General features: G+C 46.0%; 13 protein-coding genes. 2 read left to right on the top strand and 11 right to left on the bottom strand.

The features are described from left to right. Nucleotides 1-164 precede the first annotated feature (164 nt). Nucleotides 165-1,274, bottom strand: a complete 1,110-nt coding sequence (locus ACN5NT_RS07005; protein WP_228721349.1) for a tRNA-queuosine alpha-mannosyltransferase domain-containing protein — start codon at nucleotides 1,272-1,274, stop codon at nucleotides 165-167. Nucleotides 1,275-1,555: 281 nt separating this feature from the next. Here ACN5NT_RS07005 and ACN5NT_RS07010 point away from each other — a divergent pair, with 281 nt between their 5' ends. After that, nucleotides 1,556-2,374, top strand: coding sequence for a pyruvate, water dikinase regulatory protein (locus ACN5NT_RS07010; RefSeq protein WP_136798296.1), 819 nt, complete (start codon nucleotides 1,556-1,558; stop codon nucleotides 2,372-2,374). Nucleotides 2,375-2,597: 223 nt separating this feature from the next. After that, on the top strand, nucleotides 2,598-3,077 hold the full coding sequence (locus tag ACN5NT_RS07015) for a YchJ family protein (protein ID WP_419174959.1): 480 nt from the start codon (nucleotides 2,598-2,600) through the stop codon (nucleotides 3,075-3,077). A 47-nt stretch (nucleotides 3,078-3,124) separates the two neighbouring features. Here the strand turns inward: ACN5NT_RS07015 and coaBC are convergent, their stop codons facing one another. The 10 genes from coaBC to ACN5NT_RS07065 form a co-directional block, all read right to left on the bottom strand. Further along, nucleotides 3,125-4,324: a bifunctional phosphopantothenoylcysteine decarboxylase/phosphopantothenate--cysteine ligase CoaBC gene (gene coaBC, locus ACN5NT_RS07020; protein WP_419174960.1), complete on the bottom strand. Its 1,200-nt coding sequence runs from the start codon at nucleotides 4,322-4,324 to the stop codon at nucleotides 3,125-3,127. A 107-nt stretch (nucleotides 4,325-4,431) separates the two neighbouring features. Next, nucleotides 4,432-5,139, bottom strand: coding sequence for a Bax inhibitor-1/YccA family protein (locus tag ACN5NT_RS07025; protein ID WP_136798299.1), 708 nt, complete (start codon nucleotides 5,137-5,139; stop codon nucleotides 4,432-4,434). Nucleotides 5,140-5,262: 123 nt separating this feature from the next. After that, the gene (locus tag ACN5NT_RS07030; protein WP_419174961.1) at nucleotides 5,263-6,666 is read right to left on the bottom strand and encodes a sugar transferase; all 1,404 of its coding nucleotides are present in this window, start codon (nucleotides 6,664-6,666) and stop codon (nucleotides 5,263-5,265) included. Between the two features lie 49 nt (nucleotides 6,667-6,715). Continuing rightward, nucleotides 6,716-7,687, bottom strand: a complete 972-nt coding sequence (locus tag ACN5NT_RS07035) for a glycosyltransferase family 2 protein (RefSeq protein WP_419174962.1) — start codon at nucleotides 7,685-7,687, stop codon at nucleotides 6,716-6,718. Next, nucleotides 7,687-8,517 (bottom strand): glycosyltransferase family 2 protein, encoded by an 831-nt coding sequence (locus tag ACN5NT_RS07040; RefSeq protein ID WP_419174963.1) that lies wholly within the window; start codon nucleotides 8,515-8,517, stop codon nucleotides 7,687-7,689. The genes ACN5NT_RS07035 and ACN5NT_RS07040 overlap by 1 nt, the downstream gene beginning before the upstream one ends. A 51-nt stretch (nucleotides 8,518-8,568) precedes the next feature. Next, a complete protein-coding gene (locus tag ACN5NT_RS07045) occupies nucleotides 8,569-9,612 on the bottom strand; it encodes a glycosyltransferase family 2 protein (RefSeq protein ID WP_419174964.1) in 1,044 nt (347 codons plus the stop codon). Nucleotides 9,613-9,642: 30 nt separating this feature from the next. Then, nucleotides 9,643-10,608, bottom strand: coding sequence for a glycosyltransferase family 2 protein (locus ACN5NT_RS07050; protein WP_136798304.1), 966 nt, complete (start codon nucleotides 10,606-10,608; stop codon nucleotides 9,643-9,645). A gap of 255 nt (nucleotides 10,609-10,863) precedes the next feature. Then, entirely contained in the window at nucleotides 10,864-11,991 is a 1,128-nt protein-coding gene (locus ACN5NT_RS07055) for a lysylphosphatidylglycerol synthase transmembrane domain-containing protein (protein WP_419174965.1), read from the bottom strand. Nucleotides 11,992-12,428: 437 nt separating this feature from the next. Beyond that, nucleotides 12,429-14,486 (bottom strand): HAD family hydrolase, encoded by a 2,058-nt coding sequence (locus tag ACN5NT_RS07060; RefSeq protein ID WP_419174966.1) that lies wholly within the window; start codon nucleotides 14,484-14,486, stop codon nucleotides 12,429-12,431. A 38-nt stretch (nucleotides 14,487-14,524) separates the two neighbouring features. After that, nucleotides 14,525-15,451 (bottom strand): glycosyltransferase family 2 protein, encoded by a 927-nt coding sequence (locus tag ACN5NT_RS07065; protein WP_419174967.1) that lies wholly within the window; start codon nucleotides 15,449-15,451, stop codon nucleotides 14,525-14,527. Between the last annotated feature and the right edge of the window lie 319 nt (nucleotides 15,452-15,770).

Raw genomic sequence — 15,770 nt, forward strand, 5'->3', positions numbered from 1 at the left:
GAACTTCGAACAACCAGATCGTCTCTATACGAACAGCCCAAATACTCAAAAGTTACCTGATTCACATTCGAATCAGGTAACTTTGGTTAGTATGCTTTCAATCGCAGGACTGCTGCAAAATGCATTCATTAACTCCCATCAGAAGTATTGGTCGAAATCACCCATTACCTGCCGAATAGCCATTCAGTGTAATCCTCTCTAAGGCTGCTCCAGCAATAACACTCAGTATTTTTCCTGCCTCGCTCACTGCCTAGTCTTCCACAGCGTGTTATCGCGTCCTCAAGTTTGTCTACCAGTTCCCCCTCGCTATACAAAAATGAAGAGTCAAAAAGTTCCGGATAGGAAAGACGATTCGGCAATAACGGCCTGCATCCCGCCCGAACCGCCTCAAGCACAGAGATACCAAAAAACTCGTGAATCGAAGTAGAAATCACGATATCGCCCTGATGAAGCAACTCGGCATAGCGGTCTTTTGAGTCGGCATAGCCAAAATGAATTATTTCATTGGCGAATACATCTTTCGCCCAGGAAAAACACTCAGGCTGACTTTTAAATGATTGCCCCAGGACTATCAGCTTAAACTTGAGCCCTCGTTGTTTTATCTTCCAGAGCGCCGTAAAAAAATCATCCGGATTCTTATCGTGCTCCCAGCGGTGGTTCCAAACGATGACTGGCGCGGCTCCATTATCGTTTGGAATGTCGCTGTTTGGCACCTTATCAATCGCAGAAAAATCTATCCCCGGATAGAGAACCACACTCTTTTCCGCTATCGCCTGATGATGATCAAGAAGAGATGGCTCTGACGTCTTTTTTAAGAGCTTCCCGCTTGAGTCCAAAAAAGAATTAAGATTGTAATGAGAGTTAAATGCCAGACGATCAGAGACCAGAGCCGTGTTAAAATTAATCGAAGTGAACTGATGTATGGATGGATCTTTAACCTGGCTTGGGTATGCGAATTGATTTTCATGGAAATAGGTACAAAACCTCACCTGCGGATTCCAGCCCGGTAACCGTGAAAGCATTGCCCGCAATACAGCTACATCAACAAAGGTGGAGCAGAGAACCGTATCGAACCATCGCAGGTTCTCCGCCAGCCTCGCCACCTGTGATGCAAACCAGGGGGCAGAAACCCTCATGCGCATTTTCCACTTTCGGGCAGGGAGTGTGAAAAACACTGCCTGGCATTTCACGCTGCTGAGCAAGCCATCTAGAAATGCCTGGTGAGATCCGCCATAGTACGGTTCAATCACCAGTACACGTTTTTGCATTGTCATATTGAATTGGATTGCTCTCGCAACCTTCCTTTTTCTTAGCCGGTGGCGGAAGATATACGAATTATGTGTATGGCTTTTCGGATATATCATCTTATGATCATCTAGAAAAAGCGCTGCTGTGAGTCTTCCCGGCACAAAGGATAACCAGGGCCCAATGGTATCATAAAGAACCCGGCTCTTCACCCTGCTTTTCCATTGAACAGGCTGAGTTTCCAATGTAAGGTGGATCAATCCTCATACCTGTTCAGCAGGAAACTGAAAACCGCACCGGAGACACATGCATGTGGAAGTCTAAAGACGTTTATTATATATCAGGAAATACCGGAATTTTAGCTAAAGACTTGGGCACTGCCCTGCTCTGCCAGTTCCCCGAAACAAGTTTCAACGAAGAACTCATTCCTTTCATTCGTACCGAGTCTCAAGCCAGGAAAGCTCTCGATAAAATACTCAAGCAGTCGGCTGGCAGATACCCGATAGTTTTCTCAACCCTTTTCAGCAAAAATCTCAACAGGGTATTCGATGTCCCTGAGGTTGAGTTTATAAACATCTTTGATCACTTTCTCGGCCAATTAGAAGAATCCCTCGAAGCCAAAGCTATCCGGGAGGCCGGAACCGCCAGGGCCATGGATGATACAGCGATGAACAGGCGCGTTAACGCCATCCATTACTCAATTGCCCACGACGATGGTACCGGTACCAAAGATTATGATGATGCCGACCTGATCATTGTTGGCGTCTCCCGCTCAGGCAAAACACCGGTATCGGTTTTTCTAGCTACCCAAATGGGATTGAAGACAGCAAACTATCCACTGGTAGACGATAACCTGCAAACCTGCCGCCTTCCTCCTGAGATCATCCGCAACAAGAGTCGTGTTGTCGGCCTTTCAACCACTCCGGAAATGCTCCATGCATTCCGTGAAAAACGATACCAGGGAAGCACCTACGCCAAGGTTGCCACCTGCAACACCGAGTTGAAACAGTCTGACCAGATCTTCCTTAAGTACCACATACCAGTCGTTTTCTCGGATGGACGGTCCATCGAAGAGACCGCAACCCAGGTTGCCCAGGAGTTGCGCAATTTACAGGAAGTAAAGAAGTAGAGGTAATATAGACTACGATCACCTACAGCAAATTGCCCGTAGGTGATATACTACAGGTGCTGGATAAATTTCTTTCTTGATTCCGCTACCAGCCATGCACTGTAATGCACTCAGGAAGCACGGTGGGAAATTTCGTTCAAAAGATTTCGCAAATAATTATCCTAGATTCACCTGCGTTCTCATCACAACACATGAACACTCAAACCTTCAAGATCTATCCTTCATGACAATCAACTTTGCGCCCTGCTTCTGCTGCAGCGACCGCCCATTCAACCTCTGCTGTGAACCCATCCTGCAGGATCATGCCAAAGCCACAGTCCCAGAGGTTTTGATGCGATCGCGTTACACCGCGTATGTTCTGAAAAACGAAACCTACCTGCTGGCGACATGGGCGCCATCCACCAGACCTGGTCCACTTCTCTTGGAGGAGAGTACAACCAAATGGCTTGGGTTGGAGATCATTGCCAGCACTGAGGTTGTGCCTGAGAGCGATACTGGGGAGGTGGAATTCAAAGCCAGGTTCATTGAAGGTGATCAGCTATGCACTATGCACGAGAAGAGTCGTTTTATTCGACATTCCGGCCTCTGGTATTATCTTGATGGTACCTGCGATATTGACAAACAAAAAGTCGCCCGCAATGGTCATTGCCCCTGCGGGTCGGGTAAAAAATTCAAGCGTTGCTGCCTGCAGATAACCTCGTAATCTACAGGCAACAACTTTGTATCATCTGCACCAGTGCACCAGCCAATTTACTGCATAAGCTCCAGCACCTTGTTCAGTAGCAAATCTGCGGTTCTGTCCTTTGAGGCAAAGGGCAATTTCTCCGAACTTTCATGAGTTATCAGGAGCAGTTGATTGCTGTCCGCCTCAAACCCCGTTGAATCTGAGTTGATATTATTCACCGCAATCATATCCAGGTTCTTGGCGTCGAGCTTTCTTTTCCCTTCTTCTTCCAGCCTGGTACTTTCTGCTGCGAATCCGATGAGAAGTTGTCCTTTTTTCTTTCGTTTGCCAAGCTCCAGGAGAATATCCGGGTTTCTCTCCAATTCCAGACTTTCCCCGATCTTTTCCTTTTTGACCTTTTCGCCGTAAACTGACTTTGCCCTGTAATCAGCCACTGCTGCTGATTTAATAACAATATCAGTAGTATATGCATACTTCATGACCGCATCATGCATTTCCCGGGCAGTTTGCACATTAACCCGCTGAACACCTACAGGAGTTGACAGATTAGCCGGACCTGCCACCAATATTACCTCAGCCCCACGTCGAAAGGCGGCTTTTGCCAGGGAAAATCCCATCTTTCCGGAGGAGCGGTTACTTAAAAACCGGGCAGGATCGATAGGCTCGCGAGTGGGCCCGGCCGTTACCAGAATTTTCTTGCCGGCAAGATCATGCACTGTCAACGCTCGCTGAAAGATTTCATCCACGTCTTCCCACTCTGGAAGACGCCCCTGCCCCTCTTCTTTACAGGCCATCATGCCAACACCAGGCTCAATCACTTGATATCCGTAACCGGCCAGTTTAGCAATATTTTCACGTGTTGCCGGATGCTCGAACATCCTGGTGTTCATAGCCGGGCAGATGTATATCGGCGCGCGGGTGGCAAGAACCGTGGTTGAGAGGAGGTCGCTGCTCATGCCGTGGGCCAGCCTGGCAATAGTCTCTGCACTGGCAGGAGCAATAATGACAAGATCAGCTTCCCGGCCAAGGTTGATATGGGCCATCCACTCATCGCTCTCATTATCAAACATTCCCGTATGTGTTTGAGTTCCGGAGAGGCTGCTGAAAGTCAGGGGAGTGACAAACTTCTGGGCAGCACTGGTCATCACCACGCTCACCTGGGCCTCCGCCTTGGCTAAAGTACTGACCCAGCCAGCGACCTTGAACGCTGCAATACTTCCCGTAACTCCAACAACTATATTTTTTCCGGCATATGCCCTGCTCATATTCGCTCCGTGTTTACCCTCAAACTTGACAGATAGTTAAAAAAAGAAAAGCACGCCTTTTAACCAAAAGACATGCTCCTCTATGATCAGTAAACCTACACCCAAGCCTACTCCCGGGCAACTCCAAAAAATCTAAGAAGCATCAGGAACAGATTGATAAAGTCAAGATAAAGTGCAAGGGCGCCCATGATAGCACCTTTACGAACCGCACTTTCTCCAGCCTCTAGAATACCCCCTTCACCCATTTTTTTGATCTTCTGCACATCATACGCTGTGAGGCCGACAAACACGATGACTCCGATCATGGAAATGGCCCAGTAAAGGCTGGAGCTCTGCAAAAAGATGTTCACTATGCTGGCAATGATGATTCCGAAAACACCCATCATCATGAATGATCCCATTCCGGTGAGGTCACGCTTGGTAACCAGCCCGTAAATTGCCATGGCCCCGAACATACCAGCGGTGATGAAAAAGGTTCCGGCAATGGAAGAACTGGTGTACATCAGGAAAATCATCGACAAAGTGACACCGTTTAAGGCGGAATATCCGACAAACAGCGCAGTGGCAGTCGAAGCCTTCAGCTTCTCAATTCTGGCTGAAAGATAGAAAACCAGGCCGAGTTCACCGATAATCAGTAGAAAGAAAAGAGGGCCGCGTACCAGAGTTGCCGCCAAACCACTATAGGCGGTGATATAGGCGACTATACCTGTCAGCCCGAGACCAACAGCCATCCAGTTAAAAACTTTGGCCAGAAAAATTGACGACGCCTCTGCCCGAGTCTGGGCAATGGCGGCCTGACTACCTTGTCCGTACATGTTTCACTCCTTTATATGATAAGTGCTTTAAATGCAGATAAACTTTCACTTACGTATAGTAATTCTTCCTGCTGATTGTGCAAGGAAAAGAGAAGGCCGGACAAATCCTGTATTACGAGGAAGTTATCGTCCGTTTTGGCGGGCTACAGTAAGCAGTGTCCGGGCTATGATTTTAATATCCGTCCAGAGCGAATAATTCAGGATGTACCAGTCGTCCATATTGACTCTCTCCCTGTAATCTTCCACTTCAGACCGTTTGCCCACCTGCCATGGCCCGGTTATGCCGGGTTTCATAGAGCAATAGCGGCCTGCACTCTCCTTATAGAAATCATACAGTTCTCTGCCGACAATGGGCCTGGCCCCCACTACACTCATTTCACCTTTCAATACATTGATAAACTGAGGGAATTCATCAAGACTCAATTTCCGCAAAAGTTTACCAAGCCTGGTAATGCGCGGATCATTTTTCAACTTGAAGGTTTTGTTCCACTCTTCACGTAATTTTTCATCGGTTGCCAGGATTTCCTCAAGCTGTTCCTCAGCTCCCGCCCGCATCGTCCTGAACTTCAGACATTTAAATTTTCGACCGGTCATGGTTATCCGTTCATGCCCATAAAATATTGGCCCGCCATCAATCAGTTTAATCATGAGGGCTATTGACAGGGTCAGGGGCAGTGTAACAGTAAGGACAATCATAGAGAATAAAACATCGAAACTTCGTTTCCACTCAGTATGTGGATTAAAGTTGAGGATGATCAGATCACCGAGGGACTGCAATTCAGCATGATGGAGGCCATAGAGATAGAGATCAGGAATCAGGTAGATCTTAGCACCGAGAGACCGGCACTCCCGCAAAATCTGAAAGATCATCTGCTCTGCGCGCATGGGCAAAGCGATGTAAACATAATCTATGTCATTACTATCCAGATAATCCTGAATATTGTCCACTGCGCCAAGCACCGGGATATCCATTACTTCATCAACATCTTCTTTGTAAACATTATCGAAAAATCCCAGCACATCTATTCCCGCCCAGGGCATTGCCTCAATTTCCTTAACAAGAGTTACACCTAACTCCCCAGCTCCCACCACCACCGCCCTTCTGACATTTTTTCCTTTCTTACGTATCGCTCTCAAACATTTTCTGGCTGTTGCATGCAGGATGAATATCAAAAATGGTGTTGTCAGCGACCAGATCGTGAACACAACACGGGAATAGGCGTGAGATATTTTAAAGATGAAAAAATAGAAAAGCAGCACTCCGGTTATTATGATCCATGCCTTTATTATGGCAATAAATTCCAGATAAAATTTACCACCACGCCAGGAACGGTACAGCTGCACCGATTGAAAGGCGATAAAGCTCAGCATAAAAGTGATAATCATCAGCCTGGTGTAGTAGACACTCCATGGAACCCTGTACCAGTGAACAAGCATTGCCAGGTATCCAACGCAGAGGAGACAGTCAATTATATGCAGGATTCTGGCAATATACGTACTCTGCTCTCTGAGATTGGTAGCAACCATAATATCCTGTGATTTGAATACATTTTTTACCGGTGGCCCTGCACGTGGGTCATACCTGTCTCTGTTTACTCCACCAGGATTTATGCAAACTGAGTTCTGGGACTACTGCGGCTGGTAACTTCTCAAAGTTTTTGCCGGCTTTATAACCAAGATATTTCATTGCGGTCCGAACAGAAAAATCTGCTATCAACCCAAAACGCCTTCTTTGCATAATTTCTGCAAAGCCTGACTTGAAGTAGGCGCCCCCTTTTCTCTCGGCTCTGCCGAAATCCTTGAATAAAGATGCCTCAACAGTGTGAAGTACACCGATATCAAAATACCGTTTAAACTCTTGGGAAATTTTGTAATTATGGCTGTGGTAGACAACAGCTTCGCTCACATATTGTGCGATATAACCCTTTTGCAATAACCTGCCTGCTGCAAATGTGTCTTCTCCAAAAATGAGACTGTCTTTGAAATAGCCAATTTCTGCCAGCGCAGATGCCCTGAAGGCAGCAAAGGAATTTGAGGTGAAAATTGTCCCCAACCCTGCAGTTTTTCGATCCTGATATCTGCGTACCATACTTTGGTCCAGATAATTGAAATGTCGCAGGTGGGCAGCGGCAAATGATGCATCCTGGCGCGGCAATTGGCGCCCATATGTCATAGCCAGCTGCTCCTGGTCAGCAAATGGTGCCACGAGATTTTCAACCGCTTTATCGTCTTTGGGTATTGCATCCTGGGTCATAAACAGCAGCAGTTCGCCTCTGGCTTTCTGTGCCATCATGGTTCTGGTGCCACCATGATCAAAATCTTCCCGGGCTATTATGGTCAGATCCACACCAAAATCGTTACAGATAGCCACCGACCCGTCTGTTGATGAAGAATCCACCACCAGAATCTCCTCAGCCTGTAAGGTCTGGCTGGCAAGGGACTCAAAAAGACTTCTCAGGTACTTCTCGCCATTACATACTGGGATAATAATAGATAGATTCATCGGATCAACTACTCCCCGGCTAGATGTGGGCTCGTCTCCAGCCATCACACTCCGGCCCAACGCACCAGTAGATATTTACACATCGCCCAAACCATATATGGCGAAGGATGCTTCCTGTAAAGAATCACCTCACTCTGTGCTGCAATCTTTCGTAACAGCCAGGAAACTTCGCTGCGTTTTTTCTGCCACCCCCTTGCATGATAGGCTATCAGGTGCGGATCAAAGAGAAGACTCCAGCCTCTTTCCCTCAACCGGAGTGATAACTCTATATCTTCCTTATAAAGAAAAAAATCAGGATCGAATACCAGACCATTATCAGCTTCTAAAGCCGTTCTTCGACAGGCAAACACCGCACCGCAAACCGCAGGCAGATATTGTCTGGATCTTTTTACATCAGCCACCCGCCGTCCCTGATCCCGATCATACCAGCGGCCATACCAGCTTCGAAAAACACCTGTCGAATCTATATACTGAGAAGGCCTTCGCCTATTGGCATCAAATCCAACCAGCATACCCGATACCACGGCCGACGAAAGATCAGCAGCCATACCTTTCTGAAGTTTTCTGCAGTAATCATAGGGTAATACAACATCAGGGTTGAGAAAGATCACGATCTCAGACTGAGACGTAAGCGCCTTATACCCCATGTTATTCGCACGTGCATATCCGATATTATCAATCTTGATCAGGCGAAAGGGATACCGCTTCTGAAGCCTGTTCAGATATCGTGTATCGGTCGACCCGCTATCGACAATCACCTGCTCTAAAGAAACCTCAACCTGTTGCCGCAATGCTTCAAGACATAACGGCAGCATGACTTGCGAATTATGACTGACGATTACTACAGATACTTCGGGTTTCTTCTTATGCGCCATATCTCACCAATACTCGTGACTGGATCGTGAGAAATTCACGACACTTTTGTGCTACAGAAACCATTTGCTATATGTGTGGAGTAGCCTGTTTCCCTTGCCCTGGGCGGAACGCCTTGAGATTATCGATTGCACAGCCTCCCGCTCACTTGCGATCAACGCTCCGCCAAAATCCTCAACAGATAGAAGATTCCTCAAGTACAGTTGTTCTCTCTTGCGTTTCATATCAGTCAACTGCAAAAGCGCTCCTGCCACACCTTTTAGATAGGCCTTTAATTGCCTTTTCTTTATAACAAAGCACAACCACATAATTTGATAGAATAGAATTGCAGGTAAAAAGCGCCAAAGCAGTGAAATCGGATAATTTTTTACCAGGACGTTGATATTATTCCTGGTCGAAAGACGGATAGTAAACGGATTAATCTTAGAGCCGCTGGAAGCGCTACCGATATGGTAGACGACCGCCTGGGAGAGGAATCGGCACTTTAAACCTGCACGGGCTGCTCGCATATTGAGATCAACATCTTCGAGGTAAGCGAAAAAATCTTCGTCGAATAGCCCAACTTTATCGAAAAAACGACGGCTATACAGTGCGGCCCCGGCACATGCACCAAAGACATCTCTATCTTCGGCGAATTGGCCCCTATCCTCCTCCAGGGTGCCAACCTTATAACCCGCCCCCCCGCGAAGCACAGCATCACCTGCCCCGTCCAGGACCTGTCGCTGGTGATAGCTCATCATTTTCAGGCTGAAAAAATCATATCCAGGATATTGCTGAATAGCTCGCCCGAGGACTTCGATACAGTCCCTGGCGATCTCAGTATCATTATTTAAAAGGAGATACCAATCAGTCTCCCCTGCCTTGATACCAGCATTTACTGCAGCACTGAACCCCTGGTTTTGCTCAAAACGTATCAGCCGCACCCAGGGATGATACTCTCTCAAAAAACCCTCTGTATCATCGCACGAACCGTTATCAACCACAGTTACACTAAAAGCATTACAGGACTGTTCTTTGAGTGAACGAAGGCAGCCTGCCAGATAATTCCTGCCATTCCAGCTGGGAATGATAACTTCGATAATAGGTTTTTCGCGCATGTATTCCTCTATCCTCAAGCGAGCAGTTTGTCAGTTGACTCTGGCCGCTCTTCTTTTACTGCCAATGATCCTGCGGACATGATAAACCGGCTTATTCTGGGCTTCGTGATAGGTTCGGGCCTGTAATTCGGCCAGAAGCCCCATGGTGATAAATTGAAAACCGATGAAAATCAGCATAACTGCAAGGAGCAGCAACGGACGATCTCCCAGGGGAATACCAAACAGCTGCCGTTGTATTGTCATAATCGTTGCTATTATAAATCCTATTCCGCCGGTCATCACTCCCATAAGACCGAACACCTGGATCGGTCTGGTGGCATAGCACAGCAGGAATTTAACTGTGAGCAAGTCGAGAACCACACGCAGGGTCCGTGATATTCCATACTTGGTAGCACCAAACCTTCTTGGTCTGTGATTAACCTTAACTTCAGTGATATCAATCCCCATACCACTTGCAATTGCGGGAATAAACCTGTGCATTTCCCCATAGAGTTTGACGCACTTGATCACTTCCCTGCGAAATGCCTTCAGGGTACAGCCATAATCGTGCAAACTGACTCCAGTCGTAATTGAAATCAGCTTATTGGCTATCATCGAAGGCAGTTTTCTATTGATGAAGGCATCCTTGCGATCATGACGCCAGCCTGTTACCACATCATAGCCCTCTCGTATTTTGTCGAGCATCATCGGGATATCTTTCGGATCATTCTGCAGGTCACCGTCCAGGGTAATGATCACATCTCCAAGCGCGTAATCAAATCCGGCTGCCATTGCCGCAGTCTGACCGAAATTTTTCCTGAAGGTTACAACTGTCACGGTATCGTCTACAGCCTGTATCTCTTCCAGCAACTCGATACTCCTGTCCGTACTGCCATCATCGATGAAGAGAATCTCATGTTCCTCAGGGAGCTTATTCAGTACCTGCTTTAACTCATTATAGAGCAACGGTATGTTCTCTTCCTCATTAAGAATAGGAATCACGACGGAAAGTAGCACAGCCTCTCCTTATAGGTACAAGGGGCACATTCCTCTGTGCAGAAAACACCTTTTATTTGCTTGCGTATTGACCATTTTCTGTGAAAAAACTCTCTTTTACCCGAACAAACCGACAAGGGCTTTGAGACCATGGCAAAACAGACGGAGCACCTAATAAAAGTCAGGCATTATTTTATTTTTACCTGTACGAATGACAACAATCAAATATCAGACCAAAAGTTTGCACGTGCTCAGTTTGCAGTTTCCGGCTCAATCTCACAATGGACAGTCAACCGAATCTGTTGTTTTTTCTATTAACTGTTCGGAATATAGTGCGTTTTTCAACGGACTAACCAATTTTCCAGGCTTTTTCTTATCACCGCCTGCAAAGGTGAAGTAAAAAATCATTCCCACAATTCCAAGCAGGAACATCTTAAATCTCAGCAGCAATCCCATAACCAGTGATTCTGCGGGAGGCACTCCGGCGATCATAAAAAAGATCACAAATACAGATTCGAAGTAACCGAGATTACCGAGAATAGTGACAGGCAAATGTGCAAAAAACAGCGCCGCGGGAACCAGTATAGCTACGAGTAATAACTCCACATGAACCCCGAATGCCTTGAATGAAAAATAGACATTGAGTATGGCAATCACATAGAACATCAGGGTTAAAGTGATGAGCTTGAATAGAAATGTCTTGTCCTTTGACATTGTCTGCCATGCGAGGTGCAGACGATGACGAACTTTATCTGTTTTGGCAGCAACAAACCGGATAACGTCTTCGAGTCGTGTCGCCATCCTGGCCACCCTGGCCATCTTCAGTCCATTCAGCCAGAGAATGATATTGCTTGTGAGCACGTTACCGACCCGCAACATCCTATCTGTTATCGATGGTACGAAAATAAGTACTGAAATCACTACCAGGCCGGCAAACCCACTCAAGGATGTAACAAATACAGTTGGATTCTGATAAAGCGCAGGTCGTAATAATGGCATCATCAATACCAGCAGCAGGAGAAAAATAAGTCCGGAAAATCGCTCTATAAAAACTGAAATTGCCGAATAGACCTGATCATTAATCTCATTGCCTCCGTAATAGGCCCGTACGACATCACCACCGACGGTGGAAGGAAGAATATTTGAAAAAAAATAGCCAATGCAATAAATCTGCAACAGCCTGGCAAATGAAACGCGTTTATCACCATGCACCAGAATCAAGCGCCACTTCAGGCAGGATGCTGTCAAAACAGCAGGCCCCATCAGTAAGGACAATAGAAAATAGCCCCAGTGGATCTGCCTCAACACGTCTACTAACTCACTTCCCCGAACAAAGGAAAAGAGAAGCACGAAGAAGAGAATACTAAAGGCAAATTTTATCAGGATCGTTCCACGAACTCGCACTCTGAACAGCCTATGTACTCCTGCTTGATTGCACAAAGGGATAGCGAAAACAACGTCTGCAATTCAAAACAATCACCACATATTTTAACTAATTTATTTCCTGCATTTCATTACACTACCAATTCCGGCAGCCACTGATAGTCTTTGTTAAGAGACTTAACCGGCACCAGCGTACGGCACAACCAAGTTATCGTTATCGGACCAATATCTTACGCAACCGGCTATGCACACCTACGACAAAACGTTCATGGCGAACCATAAACCAGAACATCATGCCGGAAAAATAGTGCAGATAGATAAAAATTATCATGCAACGGGGACCAGGCCCTCCCCTGAAGCTTCCCAGTGGAATTAATTTTGACAAAATGAAGGTTTTACACACCCTAAGACTTTCGTTACCTGTCAAATCATAGTTATTATTTAATATCCGTTTCATATTATTCACATATCCTGTCATAGATGTGACGCATAAACAGCCTCACCCGTAGAAGTGGATTGTATTTCAAATGAAATAGCGGATAATCCCAGAGAGTTCTGCTTCTCCTAGCTTTACCTGTGAGTTCCGGCGTGTGCTTACCGTGGAAATCGTCCAGATGATACTTATGTCTGATCTTAGCTATCTCACAACTCTTGGGAAAAGCTAGCTTACTGACCATGAGATAATTCAGCCAGGGTTTGTAATCACTCATATTATAACCGAGGATAGCTGAAGCGGCACCATACCTGGGTGCGGCATCGATGAGACCTCGCTGGAGCGGCGCAAAATACTTATCCTGCTTTTGCTCTGCCCTGCCGATATCGTCATCTTCTTGCCTGAACTCCAGTTCATAGCCATTCTCAGTGAGTTTATAACCGTTAAGGGTCGGATGAGGTGCTCTGCATGCTTCCTCAAAAAGATCCCGTGCGTACAATACAGTTGACCCTGCTATATCAAATTTAAATTTATCGTAGATAACCCCTTCGAGCATATTATTTTGATCACTCGGAAACTCAATACCACGTGTCGCACCCAGCAAGAATCCAAACAATCGGGGTTTATCACTTCGATGGCAGACAGCTTCATAGAGGAAACGCTGAATAGTACCAAGCCAGCCGATATCGACCAATGCGATATTGTTATGTTCAAAAAATCCTACATCTTCAAAATACCGTAGCATTGCCTGACCGCTACTTCGCGTCTGTCCTTTAACTTCAGCCTGAAATTCCGCATCTTCGAGCATTTTAAAAAATCTTTGCTCAATCTCAGGGTCATATCCGCTGTGTTGAAAGCTGAGGCAATCATCTGGTTGTAAATTGTATTTTTCCAGATGTGGAAGAAAACCTTCTCCTTTCAGCTTAAAAATTCGGCAAATATCATTGAAGTCTCTGTTGCCTTTGGGGAGAAAAGCGATTCTGGCATTGGTTTTAGTAAGCCCCTGATTCGAACAACTGGCGCTTGCCAAAGCCATCCTGCTCACATAGAGATACTCTATCTCGGGCAAACCTCCCTGTGGATAAAGTGAGGGAATTGCCTTCTCCCAAAACTTTTTAAACGTATACCCCTCCCGCGAGAGGAAAAAGATTTTTGTTATCGACTGTTCGAGACATCGCTCAGCAATGTGCTGCAGAAAACCACCAATAATCGGTGCCAGAAAACTATAACCTTCACGATATAGAGCTGGTTGCTCTCTGTTTTCCCCTTCATGGGGCAGCATGAGCTGTTGAAGTGCCCGGCCTCTCCAAAACGGCATTCCCTTGCTGTAGTTGATGTATCGCTTAACAATCGATTTTCTACGTCGCTCAGCGGCATCCTTGAGCACCATAGCTTCTATGCCAAATTCTGTAGGCCGCAATCCATCCGAGATAGGATTATCACCGACATGAAGCCATCCGGTCCTGTCTAATTCAAATTTGTCTGCAATATATTGATAGGCTTTACCAGAGGCCTTAGCCAGAAAAGTATCGGCAGAGGATATGACCTCTTCAACAGAATCAAGAAACCCTGCTCTCCTGACAAGAGTTTTGAGATGGTCAGAAGGGAGATAAATATCCGAAACTACCAACACCCTTTTGCCCTCTGCAGCAAGCTCACGAAGCCAGTTCACTATCTCCATTCTCGGGATAATCATCTGCTGCTCCATACCTAACTCGAACCGGGTAACGCGCGCCAGCAGGTCATCTGTCTGGCTTTCACCAGTAACAATTTGCAACAACTCAGACATAAACTTCGGATAGCAGGCTTCCTGGTCATCAAAACATTTGCCGGTTTCTTGCCGGTGTCTGCTTTCTATCATGTCACGAAGTTGTTGAACTTCCCTGGCGGTTATTCTTATGCCCAACGAGAGGGCGAGCTCAGATATATACCTGGCAACCGGCTTCTTCACCAGATCAGGGTCATGGAGCCGACGAATGACCAGGGTGTCAAAAAGGTCAAAAGAGACAACCTTCAAGTGAGGCTGCCTTTTGTGGCCATCTTTCAATAAGGCTGAAAGTGAATAATATTCGTTGAAACCCATTCGGTCACGAGTGAGTTGAAGGTTATTATTTAACCACTTTATCCTTGAGCAAAATGAACTTTTTTCTGCAACCAGATACTCAAACTATTGCACAACGCCTTAGCTGCGGGCCTCACACCTCTGTTTACACGATCGGGCTGTAAAACGGTTTTGACCTGCTGCAATTCCTGCTCTAACTCCATCAACCTGCCAGCTCCTGCCTCTGCGTATTTTCTCTCTTCTCGTGGTAACCTGGCCAGCATATATTTCAAGATCACCTGTTTGTCCTGCTCTCTGCCTGTAATGGCAGCTTCCCCCAGGGTGTTATTTGAATGAATACGATAATAGAGCAGGCGTTCGTTATGGAGATAACTCACACCTTTTGGGTATGCCATCATCATTCTAAAGATGAAATCATAATCGTGCAGGTACCTTAACGAGGTAAATAATCCGACCTCCTGCTGCGCTTTTGTGGTCATGAAGAGGTTTGATGTAGTGACCAGGAGATTCCCTTTAAGAAACGAGGCGTAGAGATCATTGCTATCGAAAAAGGTTTGTCGATTCTTTCTGTGCCAGATGTTCCAGCCGAAATCAAATTCTGTAAACTCTATACTCGTATCAGAAATAGGAATAACGTCAGTGAAAATACATGCTGCATCACTCTCTTTTTGATGAGCCAATAATTTTTCCAGCCTGTTTTGAGCATATACATCGTCCGAATTCAAAATGGAGATATACTCGCCTTTCGCCAACCCCATGCCGCGGTTAAGCGTATTATAGGCATCTCTGTTTTCCTGAAAGAGATATGTGAGACGTTTATCGTCATAACTTTGTACGATCTCCCCTGTTCGATCTGTTGAACCATCATCAATGACAATTAATTCCAGGTCGGCAAAAGTTTGCTGCAGAACGCTTTCCACCGCTGCACCAATATACCTCTCATGGTTATATGCAGGAATGACCACTGAAATAAGAGGTTTCACCATTTGCTCGAAATCCCTCTCCTGGTGTTGAATTTACAGGGGCGTCCGACAGCGATTTCCGGTAGAATGCCTGAAGGTCTTTATCCCTGATCGTGTGCAAATGCGAAGTTATCCTGTTGGAAAAAAAGGCTGGAATACTCTCAAAGTATGTCACAAAGAAAAGTGATTTTGAAGGGGAGGTACGAAAAAAAGCTCTGTAGTTTATGGCTCTTCAGCGCTGTTTGTCAGCTAAGTTAAACATGTATTTCATAAAACAACGGGTAATTACAGCAAATCTCAGACTTCCGTTAATATAAGTTGGATTTTCAGGCCATTCACTATG

The organism is Desulfosediminicola sp. (genome assembly GCF_048381775.1).
GTDB lineage: Bacteria > Desulfobacterota > Desulfobulbia > Desulfobulbales > Desulfocapsaceae > Desulfopila > Desulfopila ganghwensis.

Bases quoted from the DNA above. Each gene is read 5' to 3' on its own strand.
- ACN5NT_RS07005 (WP_228721349.1), bottom strand. From the start codon at position 1,274: ATGACAATGCAAAAACGTGTACTGGTGATTGAACCGTACTATGGCGGA.
- ACN5NT_RS07010 (WP_136798296.1), top strand. From the start codon at position 1,556: ATGTGGAAGTCTAAAGACGTTTATTATATATCAGGAAATACCGGAATT.
- ACN5NT_RS07015 (WP_419174959.1), top strand. From the start codon at position 2,598: ATGACAATCAACTTTGCGCCCTGCTTCTGCTGCAGCGACCGCCCATTC.
- coaBC (WP_419174960.1), bottom strand. From the start codon at position 4,324: ATGAGCAGGGCATATGCCGGAAAAAATATAGTTGTTGGAGTTACGGGA.
- ACN5NT_RS07025 (WP_136798299.1), bottom strand. From the start codon at position 5,139: ATGTACGGACAAGGTAGTCAGGCCGCCATTGCCCAGACTCGGGCAGAG.
- ACN5NT_RS07030 (WP_419174961.1), bottom strand. From the start codon at position 6,666: ATGGTTGCTACCAATCTCAGAGAGCAGAGTACGTATATTGCCAGAATC.
- ACN5NT_RS07035 (WP_419174962.1), bottom strand. From the start codon at position 7,687: ATGGCTGGAGACGAGCCCACATCTAGCCGGGGAGTAGTTGATCCGATG.
- ACN5NT_RS07040 (WP_419174963.1), bottom strand. From the start codon at position 8,517: ATGGCGCATAAGAAGAAACCCGAAGTATCTGTAGTAATCGTCAGTCAT.
- ACN5NT_RS07045 (WP_419174964.1), bottom strand. From the start codon at position 9,612: ATGCGCGAAAAACCTATTATCGAAGTTATCATTCCCAGCTGGAATGGC.
- ACN5NT_RS07060 (WP_419174966.1), bottom strand. From the start codon at position 14,486: ATGGGTTTCAACGAATATTATTCACTTTCAGCCTTATTGAAAGATGGC.
- ACN5NT_RS07065 (WP_419174967.1), bottom strand. From the start codon at position 15,451: ATGGTGAAACCTCTTATTTCAGTGGTCATTCCTGCATATAACCATGAG.